This window comes from Dysosmobacter sp., from assembly GCF_034093755.1.
GTDB lineage: Bacteria > Bacillota > Clostridia > Oscillospirales > Oscillospiraceae > Oscillibacter.
Window position 1 is genome coordinate 23,649 of the sequence record NZ_JAXEBZ010000067.1, and the last position, 14,949, is coordinate 38,597.

General features: G+C 61.8%; 13 protein-coding genes. 8 read left to right on the plus strand and 5 right to left on the minus strand.

The window, feature by feature from the left end; all coding sequences use genetic code 11:
• Positions 1-19: 19 nt before the first annotated feature.
• The 8 genes from pyk to SOX55_RS08885 all read left to right on the plus strand — a co-directional run bounded on the left by pyk (position 20) and on the right by SOX55_RS08885 (position 8,937).
• The gene (pyk, locus tag SOX55_RS08850) at positions 20-1,354 is read left to right on the plus strand and encodes a pyruvate kinase (RefSeq protein ID WP_325287078.1); all 1,335 of its coding nucleotides are present in this window, start codon (positions 20-22) and stop codon (positions 1,352-1,354) included.
• Positions 1,355-1,433: 79 nt separating this feature from the next.
• Positions 1,434-2,249 (plus strand): phosphosulfolactate synthase, encoded by an 816-nt coding sequence (locus SOX55_RS08855; RefSeq protein ID WP_325287079.1) that lies wholly within the window; start codon positions 1,434-1,436, stop codon positions 2,247-2,249.
• A gap of 59 nt (positions 2,250-2,308) precedes the next feature.
• Positions 2,309-2,797, plus strand: a complete 489-nt coding sequence (locus tag SOX55_RS08860; protein ID WP_325287080.1) for a TRAP transporter small permease — start codon at positions 2,309-2,311, stop codon at positions 2,795-2,797.
• Positions 2,794-4,086 carry a TRAP transporter large permease gene (locus tag SOX55_RS08865; protein WP_325287081.1) on the plus strand — a complete coding sequence of 431 codons (1,293 nt, stop codon included), beginning with the start codon at positions 2,794-2,796 and terminating at the stop codon, positions 4,084-4,086. The genes SOX55_RS08860 and SOX55_RS08865 overlap by 4 nt, the downstream gene beginning before the upstream one ends.
• Before the next feature lie 44 nt (positions 4,087-4,130).
• Positions 4,131-5,195, plus strand: a complete 1,065-nt coding sequence (locus SOX55_RS08870) for a TRAP transporter substrate-binding protein (RefSeq protein ID WP_325287082.1) — start codon at positions 4,131-4,133, stop codon at positions 5,193-5,195.
• A 9-nt stretch (positions 5,196-5,204) separates the two neighbouring features.
• Positions 5,205-6,173, plus strand: a complete 969-nt coding sequence (locus SOX55_RS08875) for an aldo/keto reductase (RefSeq protein WP_325287083.1) — start codon at positions 5,205-5,207, stop codon at positions 6,171-6,173.
• A 136-nt stretch (positions 6,174-6,309) separates the two neighbouring features.
• Positions 6,310-7,950 (plus strand): FAD-dependent oxidoreductase, encoded by a 1,641-nt coding sequence (locus SOX55_RS08880; protein WP_325287084.1) that lies wholly within the window; start codon positions 6,310-6,312, stop codon positions 7,948-7,950.
• 36 nt (positions 7,951-7,986) lie between these two features.
• Complete coding sequence (locus SOX55_RS08885; protein WP_325287085.1) at positions 7,987-8,937, plus strand: 4Fe-4S binding protein; 951 nt, start codon at positions 7,987-7,989, stop codon at positions 8,935-8,937.
• A gap of 308 nt (positions 8,938-9,245) precedes the next feature.
• Here SOX55_RS08885 and SOX55_RS08890 read toward each other — a convergent pair whose 3' ends face one another.
• The 5 genes from SOX55_RS08890 to SOX55_RS08910 all read right to left on the minus strand — a co-directional run bounded on the left by SOX55_RS08890 (position 9,246) and on the right by SOX55_RS08910 (position 14,890).
• Complete coding sequence (locus SOX55_RS08890; RefSeq protein ID WP_325287086.1) at positions 9,246-10,238, minus strand: NADH:flavin oxidoreductase; 993 nt, start codon at positions 10,236-10,238, stop codon at positions 9,246-9,248.
• A gap of 138 nt (positions 10,239-10,376) precedes the next feature.
• Complete coding sequence (locus tag SOX55_RS08895; protein ID WP_325287087.1) at positions 10,377-11,747, minus strand: aldehyde dehydrogenase family protein; 1,371 nt, start codon at positions 11,745-11,747, stop codon at positions 10,377-10,379.
• 75 nt (positions 11,748-11,822) lie between these two features.
• Positions 11,823-12,971, minus strand: a complete 1,149-nt coding sequence (locus SOX55_RS08900) for an iron-containing alcohol dehydrogenase (protein ID WP_325287088.1) — start codon at positions 12,969-12,971, stop codon at positions 11,823-11,825.
• 98 nt (positions 12,972-13,069) lie between these two features.
• Positions 13,070-14,356 carry a TRAP transporter large permease gene (locus SOX55_RS08905; protein ID WP_325287089.1) on the minus strand — a complete coding sequence of 429 codons (1,287 nt, stop codon included), beginning with the start codon at positions 14,354-14,356 and terminating at the stop codon, positions 13,070-13,072.
• Between the two features lie 39 nt (positions 14,357-14,395).
• On the minus strand, positions 14,396-14,890 hold the full coding sequence (locus tag SOX55_RS08910; protein WP_325287090.1) for a TRAP transporter small permease: 495 nt from the start codon (positions 14,888-14,890) through the stop codon (positions 14,396-14,398).
• Between the last annotated feature and the right edge of the window lie 59 nt (positions 14,891-14,949).

Consider the following 14,949-nt stretch of genomic DNA (forward strand, 5'->3'; position numbering starts at 1 on the left):
TTTCCTGCAGGAGGACATCATGAATCACACCAAGATTATGGGCACCATCGGCCCCGCTTCCTCTGACCCCAAAATCATCGAGGAGCTGATTCTGGCGGGCATCAGCAGCTGCCGCATCAACTTCTCCCACGCTACCTATGACCAGGCAGAGGAGATCATCCGCAACATCCGTCAGATCTCCCGCCGGCTGAACCGGCCTGTGGCCATCCGCCAGGACCTGCAGGGTCCGAAGATCCGCATCGGCGAGCTGGAGGAGGACTCCTACGCCCTGCCCCTGGGCCACGAGATCGTGTTTACCCGGGAGGAGATCGTGGGCGACGCCAGACGGGCCACCATCGCCCAGCCGGAGTTCATCGAGGCCATGGAGGCCGGCAGCGAGATCATCATCGGCGACAATGACCTGCAGCTGGTGGTGGAGGAGAAGCTGAATCCCGACGAAATCCGCTGCAGAGTCACCATCCCCGGCTCCATCAAGCCCCGGAAGGGCGCCTGCGCCCCCGGCACCCTGATCCGCTTCAAGGGTCTCACGGAGAAGGACATCCGGGACTTTGAATTCGGCATCGCCCAGAACGTGGACTGCGTGTCCATGTCCTTCGTCCAGACCGCCGACGATCTGGACCGGCTGAAGGCCATTATGGAAGCCCACAACGTGAAGATTCCCATTCTGGCCAAGATCGAGCAGCGCAACGCCCTGGAGAACCTGGACGCCATCCTGGCCAACTGCGACGGCGTCAGCGCCGCCCGGGGCGACCTGGCGGTGGAGCGGCCCATTGAGGAGCTGCACCTCATCGACAAGGAGATCATCCGCCGGGCCAATCTGGCCGGCAAGTTCGTGTTCACCGGCTCCGGCATTCTCAAGAGCCTGATGAAAACCTCCTGGCCCACCCGGGCTGAAGTGTGCGACGTCTCCGCCCTGGTGCTGGACGGCATCGACGCCATCTCCTTCTCCGACGAGACCGCCGTGGGCCATGACCCGGTGGGCTGCGTGAAGGTGCTCAGCAATATCATCGCCCGCACGGAATCTGCCATGCTGGCCAACTGCACCGGAAAGCCCGCCGCCGGCTTCTTCCGCAGCGTCCGGCCCAACTTCGAGGTCTCCAACGGCGACACTCCCATCATCATGATGGCTGAAAACCTGGAGCAGGTGGCCCGCGTCGCCAAGATGCACTACACCGCCCCCGTCATCGCCGCCGTGCAGAACACCAATCTGGCCAACTTCCTGGCCCACTACTGGGGCGTGTCTCCCATCTACTGCCCGGAGAACCTGTCCCGCGCCGACTGTCTGGACCTGGCGCACCAGGAGGCCGTCCGCATCGGCATCCTGCAGGAGAGCCAGCCCGTCATCCGTCTGTAATCCCCCATCCTTCCGAAATAAATAATCAGCACTGGTTATTTGTTTGATAGAAAAAATCATAGAAAGAGGTAATTTTGTTATGCAGAACGCAATTGGCAAGATGGCATTCGAGGGTATCCTCACTCACCCCATGACCGGCCGTATCATGGAAAAGCCCCGCACCTACGGCAAGACCGTCTGCTCTGACCTGGGCCTGAGCCTGACCGAGGTGGAGCACGTGATCTCTAACTGCGCCCCCTATATCGACCGCGTGAAGATCGCCTTCGGTACCGGCGTCATTTACAGTGAGGACTATCTGAAGGCCAAGCTGGCTGCCTATCACAACGCCAACATCGTGGTGAACACCGGCGGCACCATCGGCGAGATCGCCTGGATGCAGGGCAAGTATGCCGAGTTCCTGGAGCAGGCCAAGAAGCTGGGCTTCACCGCCATCGAGATCTCCGACGGCACCATCCACATCAGCGATGACGACCGCTGCCGCATGATCGACATGGTCATGAACATGGGCTTTGAGTGCTGCACCGAGGTGGGCAAGAAGATGGAGGACGAGCAGCTGGAGATGAAGGAGACCATCCGTCAGATCAAGCGCGACCTGTCCCTGGGCGTGTCCACCTGCACCGTGGAGTCCCGCGGCTCCGCCAAGGGCGTGGGCGTGTTCGACAAGAACGGCAAGGTGAAGGCTGACGACGTGGAGGCCATGATGGCCGCCGGCATCGACCAGACCCGCCTGACCTGGGAAGCTCCCACCAAGGACGGCCAGGAGTTCTTCATCAACTACTTCGGCAGCAACGTCAACCTGGCCAACGTCCGCGTCAACGAGGTCATCGCTCTGGAAGGCCTGCGCTGCGGCCTGCGGGGCGACACCCTGGCCCGCGTTGTCAGAGGCCTGGTGTAATCCCTCATCCCTTCAGAGTTTCCGCGCTGCGGAAGCCAAACGCTGAATAGGAGACTGCCATGAGAGCTTATCTCAAACTCTGCGATCTGATTGTCAAGGGCATTGAGTGGGTGGCCGGCATCATGTTCCTGGCCATGTCCCTCAGTACCTGCTGGCAGGTCGTCAGCCGCTATATTCTGAAAAAATCCAGCATGTGGACCCAGGATCTGTCCCTGTTTCTGTTCGTCTGGATCGTCCTGCTGGGCTCCGCCGCCGCGGTTTACAAGGGAAAGCACACCGCTGTCACCCTCATCGCGGCGCAGTTCCCCAAGCCCCTGCAGGTGGTGGTGGACTACTTCGCCATTCTGGCGGTACTGGTTTCTTCCGTTCTGATCACCAAAACCGGCTACAGCTTCTTCCTGCAGAACGTGGGCAGCAAGTCCAGCGGCTTGGTGATTTCTCTGGGCTGGCCCACCGCGGCGCTGCCCGTGGGCGGCATTCTCATGACTCTGCTGGCCGTGGGCGCCCTGGTGAAAAAGCTTCCCGCCGGAAAGGAGGAGACGAAGTGAATCCTGCCCTCATTCTGATCATCACCTTCTTCGTGCTGATGTTCCTGAAGGTGCCCATTGCTTACTCCCTGCTCCTCTCCGCCGTGGCCACTCTGCTGTCCATGAACGGCATCAACGGCATTCCCATGACCCTCATCGCCTCCAGTACATACGCGGCCATTGCAAAACAGTCGCTGCTGGCAATCCCCTTTTTCGTACTGTCCGGCAACATCATGGTGGTGGGCGGCATCGCCAAGCGGCTGGTGGACTTCTTCTACGCCATCGTCGGCAAAATCGCCGGCGGCCTGGCCCACGCGGCCACCCTGGCCTGCATGTTCTTCGCGGCCCTGTCCGGCTCCTCCGCCGCCACCTGCGCCTCCATCGGCAAGGCCATGATCCCCGAGATGGAGGCCCACGGCTATGACCGCGCCTTCTCCGCGGCGGTGATCGCCACCGGCGGCATCCTGGGCATGATCATCCCCCCCAGCATCGCCATGATCGTCTACGCCCAGGTGGCGGAGGTCTCCGTCACCAAGATGTTCACCGGCGGCGTGGTTCCCGGCATTCTGGGCGGCCTGGTCATTATGATCTACGCCTACTTCTTCGCCAAGAAGAAGCACTACAAGACCTCCAAGGACGATGTGGAGAAGATCAGCCTGTGGGCCACCTTCAAGGACGCCTTCTGGGCCCTGACCTTCCCCCTGGTGATTCTGGGCAGCATCTACGGCGGCATCTGCACGGCCACCGAGGCCTCCGCCATCTCCGTGCTGTACGGCCTGTTCGTGTCCTTCATCTACCGGGAAATCTCCTGGAAGTCCTTCAAGCACGCCGTGGTGGACGCCGTGTATGACACTGCCACGATCCTGCTGATCATGGCCACCTCCGGCCTGCTGGGCTGGCTGCTGACCGTGCTGCAGATTCCCCAGGCCATGACCACGTTCATGATGTCCATCTCCAACAACTCCCACGTGATCCTGCTGCTGATCCTGGTGCTGTACCTGATCATCGGCTGCTTCATCGGAACCTCCCCCGCCATCGTGCTGGTGGTTCCCATCCTGCTGCCGGTGGTGCGCGCGCTGAACATCGACCTGGTGTTCTTCGGCGTGTTCACGGTCTTCTCCCTGGGCATCGGCCTGATCACTCCCCCGGTGGGCACAGACCTGTTTGTGATTTCCGGCATTTCCAAGCTGAAAATCGAGGCGGTCATCAAAGCGGTCATTCCCTTTATCATCCTGTATACCCTGCTGTGCGTCCTGTTTATCTTCTGTCCCGCGATTATCACCGCACTTCCCGGCATTGTTTCTGTCTGAGCGTTCCATAACCACGAAAAGATTATGTGAAGGAGAACACTGAAATGATGAAGAAAGTTTTCGCAAGCATCCTCGTTGTTGCAATGTCCCTGTCCCTGGTGGCCTGCGGCTCCGGCTCCTCTTCCGGTTCCTCCGCTCCCGCGGCCCCTGCTGCCAGCGCTGCCTCTTCCGCCGCTTCCTCCGCTCCCGCCGCCCCCACCGGCTCCACGGAAAAGTTCACCCTGAAGCTGGCCCATCCCAACCCTGACACCCACGTGTTCCACAAGGCCTCTGAGGTGTTCAAGCAGGAAGTGGAAGCCCTGACCAACGGCAACGTCACCGTGGATATCTATCCCAACAACCAGCTGGGCGACTCCAAGGAGATCATCCAGTCCGTGTCCATGGGCGCCGTGGAGCTGAACATCTCCAGTTCCGCCCAGTTCTCCGTGTTCAACGATGAGATCAACGTCCTGGACCTGCCCTTCCTGTTCCCCACCCGTGATGACGCCTACGCCAGACTGGACGGCGACGCCGGCGCCCGCCTGGGTGCCGGTCTGGAGGACAACAACGTCCACCTGCTGGGCTACCTGGACGGCGGCTACCGCTGCATGTTCAACTCCAAGCGTCCTCTGGAGACTCCCGCTGACTTCCAGGGTCTGGCCGTCCGCGTGCAGGACTCCGAGGTTTACTTCGGCATGATGAACTCTCTGGGCGCCATCCCCTCCTTCCTGCCCTGGGGCGATCTGTACGTCTCCATTCAGCAGGGCGTTGTGGACGCCGGTGAGTCCGGTCTGGCGCAGATCGCTGCCCAGCGCTTCTACGAGGTGGCTCCCTACATCTCCCTGACCAACCACACCTTCACCGCCAACATGTTCGTCATGAACAAGGCCAAGTGGGAGTCCATGCCCGCCGATTATCAGGCCGCCATTGAGGCCGCCACCGAGAAGATGATCGCCTTCGAGCGTGAGCAGATGGTGGTTGCCGAGCAGAACGCCCTGACCACCCTGAAGGACAACGGCGCCACCATCAGCGAGGTCAACGCCGCTGACTTCCAGGCCGCCGTGGCTCCCGTGTGGGATGATTTCGCCGCCAAGTTTGGCCAGGAGCTGGTCGACCTGTTCAGCAAGTAAGGAGCGCCTATGATCTACCGTGAACTGGGCCGGACGGGGGTAAAAGCCTCCGTCCTGGCCCTGGGGGGCCATGAGTATATGGCCAACGGCAAATCCCGGGGCTTCAACGAGGACCGCCAGCTGGCAGCCACTCCCGGCTACATCTTTGACGGATTCGTCAACGAGAACCGGAAGCAGGTTCTGCTGGCAGCCCTGGAGCTGGGCATCAACTACTTTGACCTGACCCAGGACTCTGAGAAGTTCGCCTTTGCCGAGCTGATGAAGGACGTGACCCTCCCCTTCGAGATTTACGTGCAGACCCGCCCCGAGGGCATGCTGTATGACTACGACCCCTTCAACGCCAAGATGGCGCAGTATGAAACCCTGAAGGAAGAGGTTGTGCGCATCAACAAAATGCTGCGGATGGAGTGCCTGGACTTCCTGAACCTGGCCCCGCTGCAGACCGCTTTCCATCACGATCCCGAGTACATGGACAAGCTGGCGGACAACGTCCGCCGGCTGAAGCAGGAGGGTCTGATCCGCTTTGCCTGCGCAGACACCTTCTCCGGCGAGGAGACATACCTCCGTCTCATTCACTCCGGTGTGTTTGACGTCATGTATGTCAACTACAACTTCGCCGACCATCACGCCCTGGACAAGGCCATCCCCGCCGCCCGGGAAACGGGCATGGGCATTGTGACCCGGGAGGCCTACATGAAGGGGCAGCTGTTCCGGGCCATCGCACCGGAAATGGGGCTTACCGACGTATCCGTTCTGGCCAACGCCGCCCTGAAGTGGTGCTACCAGAACAACGGCGCGGATCTGATTGTCTACGGCACCAACAAGGTCAAAAACCTGACCAACGCCGCACAGCTCGTATCCGGCGACCTCTCCCTCAGCGAAGAGGAAGCCGCCATTCTGGAGCAGGCCCGGAAAACCGAGGCCTGGAACACCTATCACGAGCAGAAGAACAAGCAGTTCGCCGGCCTGGTCAAATAACGTCCAGTGCAGACGCCCCCAGAGATTTGCTCTTTGGGGGCGTTTCCCCCGTGATTCTCTTGCGCAACACGCTGCTTTGTTGTAAAATAGAGTCGAACTGCAAAGGTCTACCGAAATAACAGAAAGGATCCTGCAAATGAAAGTATTGATTGTGGGCGGCGTGGCGGCCGGCACCAAGGTAGCCGCCAAGCTCAAGCGTGAGCACCGGGACGCCGAGGTCCGCATCCTGACCATGGGAGCGGACATCTCCTACGCCGGCTGCGGCCTGCCCTACTACGTGGGCAATGTCATCGAGACCCGGGACGAGCTGGTGGTCAACACCCCGGAGAAGTTCATGGCTCTCACCGGCGCCGACGTGCAGACCGGCGTGCAGGTCACCGCGCTGGACCGGGCGGCCAAAACCGTCACTGCGAAGGTCCTGGCCACCGGCGAGGAATTCACCGAAAGCTATGACAAGCTGGTGATCTCCACCGGCGCCCATCCCTTCCTCCCCCCTGTGGAGGGCCTGGACCTGGAGAACGTGTTCGTCATGCGCACCCCCGACGACGCCGACGGCCTGCGGAAGCTGGTGGACGCCGGCGAGGTGAAGCGGGCCGTGGTGGTGGGCGGCGGCCTCATCGGCCTGGAAGTGGCCGAAAACCTGACAGACCGGGGCGTCCGGACCTCTGTCATCGACTTTGCCCCCCACATCCTCTCTGAAATGCTGGACAGCGAGTTCTCCGAGTATCTGGAAAACGCCATGGCCGACCAGGGCGTCATGCCCTTCACCGGCGTGGCCCTGGAGGGACTCACCGGCAGCAACGGCAAGGTGGAGAAGGTGCTCACCAGCAAGCGGCCCATGAAGGCTGACGCCGTGGTGCTGGCCATGGGCTTCCGGCCCAACACGGAGTGGCTGGCGGACACCGGTCTGGAGATGTTCAAGGGCACGCTGGTGGTGGATGAGTACCTGCGCACCAACGATCCGGACATCTACGCCGCCGGCGACTGCGCCCTGGTGACCAACCGCACCACCGGCAAGCGGCAGTGGTCCGCCATGGGCTCCACCGCCAACATCTGCGGCCGCCTGGCGGCCATGCACATCGCCGGCGACGAGCACGTGGTGCCCTATCCCGGCGTGCTGGGCACCGGCATCGCCAAGCTGCCCGGCACCAACATGGCCCGGGTGGGTCTTACCGAGAAGGCAGCCCGGGAGGCGGGCTATGAGGTGGAGAGCATCGTGGCCGGCGCCGATGACAAGGCCCACTACTATCCCGGCTCCGGCAAGATCTTCATCAAGCTGATCTGCGACAAGAACACCCACCAGCTGCTGGGCCTGCAGACCGTGGGCAAGGGCGCGGTGGACAAGATGGCCGACATCGCCGTCACCGCCATCTCCCTGGGCGCGAAGCTGGAGGACCTGCAGAACTGCGACTTCGCCTACACGCCTCCCTTCTCCACCGCCATCCATCCCTTCGCCGTGGCGGTGAACGCCCTGCTGAACAAGCTGTCCGGCGAGCTGGAGACCTTCACCCCCGCCGAGTACGCCGCCGGCGCCGCCGAGGGCTACCGGGTGGTGGACTGCTCCATCCAGCCCACCGTTACCTCCGCCCCCTATCTGGACATCACCAAAATCAACGGCGTGGTGGACGGCTTCGATCCGGAGGAGAAGCTGCTGCTGGTGTGCAACACCGGCAAGCGGACCTATCTGGCCCAGAACCGCCTGAAATTCTACGGCTACAAGAACACCCGGGTGCTGGAGGGCGGCCACATGTTCAACCCCGGCATTCTGGAAAATTAACCCCCTCAAAAGAGAAATCGAAAAGGAGAGATCACTATGGCATGCACCATCAGCGCGGATGAGATCAAAAGAGTCAAGGCACAGGGCTTCCTGAACAACAAGGGCACCGACTGCTTCAACGCCCGCATCATCACCGTCAACGGCAAGATCACCGCCAAGCAGGCGGAGGTCATCGCCCAGGCCGCCGAGAAGTTCGGCAACGGCGAGGTGGAGTTCACCACCCGTTTGACCGTGGAGGTCCGTGGCGTCCACTTCAACGACATCCCCGCCTTCCAGGAGTTCATCGGCACTGCCGGCCTCATCACCGGCGGCACCGGCTCTCTGGTCCGTCCCGTGGTGTCCTGCAAGGCCACCACCTGCCAGTACGGCCTGTATGACGCCTTCGACCTCAGCGAGAAGATTCACGAGCGGTTCTATCTGGGCTACCATACCGTGAAGCTGCCCCACAAGTTCAAGATCGCCACCGGCGGCTGCCCCAACAACTGCGTGAAGCCCGACCTGAACGATCTGGGCATCGTGGGCCAGCTGGTTCCCGTGGTGGACGAGGACATGTGCAACAGCTGCAAGAAGTGCCAGGTGGTGGAGAACTGCCCCATGGGCGGTCTGACCCTGGAGGACGGCGTCATCGCCTTCCACGAGGACAAGTGCAACAACTGCGGCCGCTGCGTGGGCAAGTGCCCCTTCGACGTGATTGAAGAGAGCAAGCCCGGCTTCCGCGTTTACATCGGCGGCCGCTGGGGCAAGAAGGTTGCCCACGGCCGTCCCCTGAGCAAGATCTTCACCACTGAGGAAGAGCTGCTGAACACCGTGGAGAAGGCCATCCTCTTCTTCCGCGAGCAGGGCAAGACCGGTGAGCGCTTTGCCGACACCATCGACCGTCTGGGCTTTGAGTACGTGGAGAAGGAGATCCTCTCCGATGACATCCTGGCCCGCAAGCAGGAGATTCTGGATGCCAAGCTGCATCTGGTGGGCGGCGCCACCTGCTGACACCCCGCCAATCCCCGAAAGTCCTCAAACGCCGCCGTGCGCATAGCGCACGGCGGCTTACCTTATCAAAAAGCCTCGCAGAGTTCGCACCCGCAGGTGCGAAAAAATGAAATCTGTTTTTTCCGGCGGCGTGTACGTTGGAAAAAACACTTCTCGACCCGCAAGTGTGCGAGCTGTCCGATGAAAGCGGACAGCGATTGCGCGCAGCGAGCCGCAGCCTTCCTCGAAAAAGTGGCTTAGCCGCTTTTTCGAAAGTTTCAACCGCCGTGCGCTATGCGCACGGCGGCTTTTCGCTGCCCTTGGGCGATTCAGATATTCATGGCCTCTCTGGCCCAGGCGGCGTTCTGCAGCAGCGCCCGGCCCACGCCAATCAGGTCCGCGGCGCCCCGCTGCAGCAGCTCCTCCGCCTGCGCCGCCGCAGTGATGCCGCCGGTCAGCAGCACCGGCGTTTTCACGGACCGCTTCACCGCCGCGGAGGTATCCGCGAAGTAGCCGGCATCCGTGCAGTCCTTGCGGATATAACGGCACATACCGCCGGAAATGTCCAGCAGCGCCACGCCCTCCGCCTCCAGAATCCGGCAGGCCGCAGCCGCATCTTCCGGCGTGTTGCCGCCGGCCATATAGTCGCAGCCTCCCAGGCGGACGGCAATGGGATAGTCCTCCCCCAGCCGCTCCCGGATACCCCGGATGATCTCCCGGTGAATCCGCAGCCGGTTTTCCAGGCTGCCGCCGTATTCGTCCGTGCGGCGGTTGGTGAGGGGGGAATAGAACTCATTGAGCAGATATGCGTGGGCGGAGTGAACCTCCACCCCGTCGAAGCCCGCCGCTTTGACCCGGCAGGCCGCCTCCACAAACCGCTCCACCACATCCTGGATCTCCGGCACAGTCAGCGGCCGGGGGATGATCCCCTGAACCGGCGCGCCGGGATTCTGGACCGCGCTGGCGGCTACCGCCTCCATGCCGGTGCACTCCGGCTGGGCCATGCCGCCGGCGTGGCTGATCTGGGCAAAGACCCTGCAGCCGTTTTCGTGGAGCAGGTCCGTCAGCTCTCTCAGGCCCGGCACTGCCCGGTCATCCGCCATGGACATCTGCTGGGGGCTGGCTTTGCCCTGCTGAGTGACGAAGCTGTGCTCCGTGATCACCAGCCCCAGGCAGCCGCCCTCGGCCCGCTGGCGGTAGTATTCCTTCAGGTCCTCTGTCACCAGGCCCTCCGGCGTGGATTTTTTCGTGGCCATGGGCGGCAGGACCAGGCGGTTGTCCAGCCGCAGTCCGCCAACGGCAACGGGTTCTTTCAAACGCATAGGCTCCCTCCTTCTTTACACATTCACAATACCGCATTTCTCCCGAAATGGCAATGCCGGACCGGTCATTCCGGTCCGGCACGCCGTGCTGGGGTGATTCATAAGAGGTAAGAGGAAAGACTCAGAAAAAGCAGTGGATCAGGCCCAGATCTCCTCGTCGGTGGGCAGCTTCTTGCCCTTGATGCGGTAGGAGATGCGGGACACGTTCATCAGGTTGTGATAGTAGATGTTCTCGCTGATGCTGTTGCCGCCCCAGGTGCCGCAGCCCAGGGTGGTGGTGGGATTCAGGCCGTTGTCCATGGCGCCGCCCAGAGCGGTGCCGCCCACCTGGTTGACACCGTAGCGGGACACGTTCACCCGGGTGGGAACGTACTCGATGTGCTCCTTGGTGTTGGAGTGGATGACGCAGCTGTGGCCGGCACCCTCCATGTTCAGGTTGGCCCGGGCAATCTCCACGGCATCCTCCCACTTGTCATACTCAAACAGGGCCAGAACGGGGCACAGCTTCTCCTTGGCCAGCACATCGTCATAGGCGATGCCCTTGGTGCGGCACAGCAGCACACGGGCGTCCTCGGGCACGTCCAGACCGGCCATCTTGCCGATGGCGGCGGGGGAAGCGCCCACCACGTTCTTGTTCAGCACGCCGCCGGGGAACATGGCCTCCCGCAGGGCCTCGGCGTCCGCCTCGTCATCGATGACGAAGGCGCCGGCCTCCTTGGCGTACTCAATGACCTCGGCCCGCTTCTCACGGGGCACGATCATGTTCTGCTCGCAGGTGCACAGCACGCCGTTGTCGAAGGTACGGCCGGTGATGACCATCTCCACGACTTCCTTCAGGTCCACGTCACGGTCCACCATGACCTGCACGTTGCCCTGGCCCACACCGATGGCGGGACGGCCGCTGGAGTAGGCGGCCTTCACCATGCCAGGGCCGCCGGTGCAGATGCACAGATCCACGGCGCTCATCAATCCGGCGGACAGGCCCATGGAGGGCTCGGGGATGATCTGGATCAGGTTCTTGGGCATACCCAGCTCATCCAGCGCGGCGTTCATCAGCTCCACGGTCTTGACGCCCACGCCCTTGGCACGGGGATGGGGGCAGATGATCAGGGCGTTGCCGGCCTTCATGGCGCAGGCGGAGTTGTGCATCAGGGTGATGACGGGGTTGGTGGTGGGAGCCACGGAGCCGATGACGCCGATGGGCTTGGCCACCTTGGCGATCTGGGTCTCTTCATCCCACTCAATAATGCCGCGGCTCTTCTTGCCCTTCATGCCCAGCCACACGGTCTTGGACTTGTTGCGGCACTTGGCGATCTTGCTGTCATAGCGGCCCATGCGGGTCTCGTCCACAGCCATGTGGGCCAGCATCTCGGCGTTGTCATACACGGCCTTGCACACCGCGCGGCAGGCGGCGTCCACTTTCTCCTGGGGATAGGTCTCGAACTCGGCCTGGGCCGCCCGGGCGTTGGCTACCAGGGTATCCAGATATGCTTTTTCAGCGTCGGTCATAACTCATTACTCCTTTAATCATCAGGTAATCTGATTTATTCTGCGGTTGAACCGCGTGCCTGCCGCCGCAGACCCTCACAGGGTCTTGCGGTACAGGCGTTCAATATCCTTGCTGGTGCTCTGGCGGGGATTGCGGAGGATGTTGCCGCTCTTCATGGCGTCCACCACCATGGCGGGAATCTTGTCCTCGGTGACGCCCACTTCGGACAGCGTGGCGGGGATGCCCAGGTCGGCATTCAGCTTGCGCAGCTCGTCCACCAGCATCTCGGGACGGAAGCTGTCGTCCGCCTTCTTGCCGTTGGTGATGTAGTTGTAGATCTTGCGGTAGCGGCCGTTGTCCGCCAGGGCGTTGTACTCCACAATGTTGGGCAGCAGCACCGCGTTGGCCACGCCGTGAGGCACGCCGAAGAAGCCGCTGACGGGGTGGCTCATGGCATGGACGTTGCCCAGCAGAGCGGAGGCGAAGGCCACGCCGGCCAGGGTGGAGCCCACCATCATGTTGCAGGCGGCTTCCTCGTTGTCCCGGGAGGCCACGAACTGGCGCAGGTTGCCGCCGATCAGCTCCATCGCCTTCTCGGCCATGGCGTCGGTGAAGGGGTTGCCCATCTTGGAGAGGTAGGCCTCCAGCGCATGGACAAAGGCGTCCACGCCGCAGGCGGCGGCGATGCCGGCAGGCAGGGTCATGATCAGCTCCGGATCCAGCAGGGCGTAGCCGGGGATCAGGTAGTGGCTGATGACGGACATCTTGAAGTTGGTCTCGGAATCGGTGATGACGGAGGAGGCGGTCACCTCACTGCCGGTACCGGCGGTGGTGGGGATGGCGATCATGGGAACCACCGGGCCGGGGACCTTCTCCAGACCCACATAGTCGATCACGGTGCCGCCGTAGGTGACCAGCAGGGCTACCGCCTTGGCCACGTCCATGGGGCCGCCGCCGCCCAGGGCGATGATGCTCTCGGCGCCGCTGGCCTTGTAGGCGTCGGTGGCGTCATGGCAGTTCTTCACGGTGGGGTTGGGCTGGAGGTCCAGGAACTCCGTGCAGCCCAGGCCGGCGTCGGTGATGATCTTGGTCACCTTATCCACCAGGCCCACGTTCTTCAGGCCGGGGTCAGACACCAGGAACACGTTCTTGCAGTTGGCCTTGGCCAGCATCTCAGGCAGCCGCTTCAGGCTTCCCTTTCCGAAAACCACATCCTGCGGAATGGTAAAGCTAAAATCCTTCATGGGGAAAATTCAACTCCTTTATATTAATGTGAGCGTTCCGGGACACCCCGGTCTCTCCGCCCGGCCGGGCAGAGAGACGGGGCGCGATGGTTTGGTGGTTACCCGCGGACCAGATTCACCAATGTCATGGACACTGGCGGGCAATAGGTGACCAGCAGCAGCACTGCCACCAATACGAAGAACATTGGCCAGACTGCCTTGATCTGATCTGCCAGCTTGATTCGCTTATCAATACCGGTGGAAACAAACAGGTTGATGCCCAGAGGCGGCGTAATGAGGCCCATGGTCAGGTTCATGACCATGACCACGCCGAACTGCACCGGGTCATAGCCGAAGGCCACAATCAGGGGATACAGAATCGGGGTGTAGATGTAGGTGGAGGCGGTAGTCTCCATGAAGCAGCCGTTGATCAGCAGGATCACGTTGATCAGCAGCAGCACAACCACCCAGTTGTCGGTGATGCCCATCACGAAGCTGGCAAGCTTGGCGGGCACCTGCTGCTTGGTGACGATGAAGCTGAAGGCGTTGGCGGTGGCGCAGATGAACAGGATCATGGCGGAGGTCTTGACGGCGTCGAAGCCGATGTCCAGCATGTCGGTGAGCTTGACGCCGCGATAGATGAAGAAGGCGGCGATGAAGCCATACACGCAGGCCACGGCGGCAGCCTCGGTGGGAGTGAACAGACCGCCGTAGATGCCGCCCAGAATGATGACGGGCATCAGAATGGCCCAGAACGCCTCGCGGAAGGCCTTCCAGCAGCGGCCCAGGTTCACGCCCTTGGTGCGGCTGCCCCAGCCATGGCGCTTGGCCATGAACACGTTGTAGATGCACAGGGCCACGCCCATCAGGATGCCGGGAACGGCACCGCCGGCGAACAGCTCACTGACGGACTCGCCGGTGATCAGGCCGTAGTTCACGAAGGGGATGCTGGGGGGGATAATGCAGCCGATGATGCCGGCGGAGGCCAGCAGGGCCGCGGAGTAGCCGGCGGGATAGCCGTCGTCAATCATGGAGGGGATCATAATGCCGCCGATGGCCGCCACCGTGGCGGGGGCGGAACCGGAAATGGCGGCGAAGAACATGCAGGCCACGGTAGCCACCACGCCCAGGGAGCCGGGAATCCAGCCCAGCAGCTCATAGCAGAGGTTGATGATCTGCTTGGAGATGCCGCCCTTGCCCATGATGGCGCCGGCCAGCACGAACGGGGGGATGCCCAGAAGGACCGTGGAGTCCAGCGCGGTGACCATGCGCTGGGCCACCAGGAAGAGCTGGGCGCTCTGTCCGCCCTGAAGCATGGAGACCACCGACGCAATGCCGATACTGACTGCAATGGGGGTGCCGATCACGATACACGCGACCAGTCCAATAAACAATGCTGCTATCATAATTTCACCTCGTAGCGTTTCATGTGCGCAAGCAGGACATCACTCGCGTTCCTTGGTATAGGTCTTGTGCTTGAAGATCTGCAGCAGCATCTGCACGATGGACAGAATGGCGCTGACAGGCACGATACCGTAAATCAGCCACATGGGAACCCGCAGGGCCGCGGACTTCTGGCCGCTGCTCATGATCCGGCCGCACAGGATGAAGCCGAAATAGGTCAGAACAATCAGGAACGCAATGGTCAGAATATCGGAGAACAAGCGGGCGTATTTCCGGAACTTTTCCGGCAGAAGTTTTTCCACGAACAGTGTCACCGCAACGTGGACGCCGGGGGTGTGGAACGCGGCGGCAGTACCCAGAAACGCCATGTAGACGCACATATAGCGCAGGATCTCGTCGCCCCAGTTGAAAGAAAAGTGGAAACAATACCGCAAGATAACGTTCATCGTCATAATCACAGCCATGGCCATGATCAGAAGGCTGGAAAGCAGCTTGGTCACGGGAGTCTTGTCAAAAAAATCAATGATCTTCTTCATAGTCATTCTCCTTGGGTGGAGCGGGGGGCCCCCCCCGGGGCGCCCCCGGGCGCAGTGAA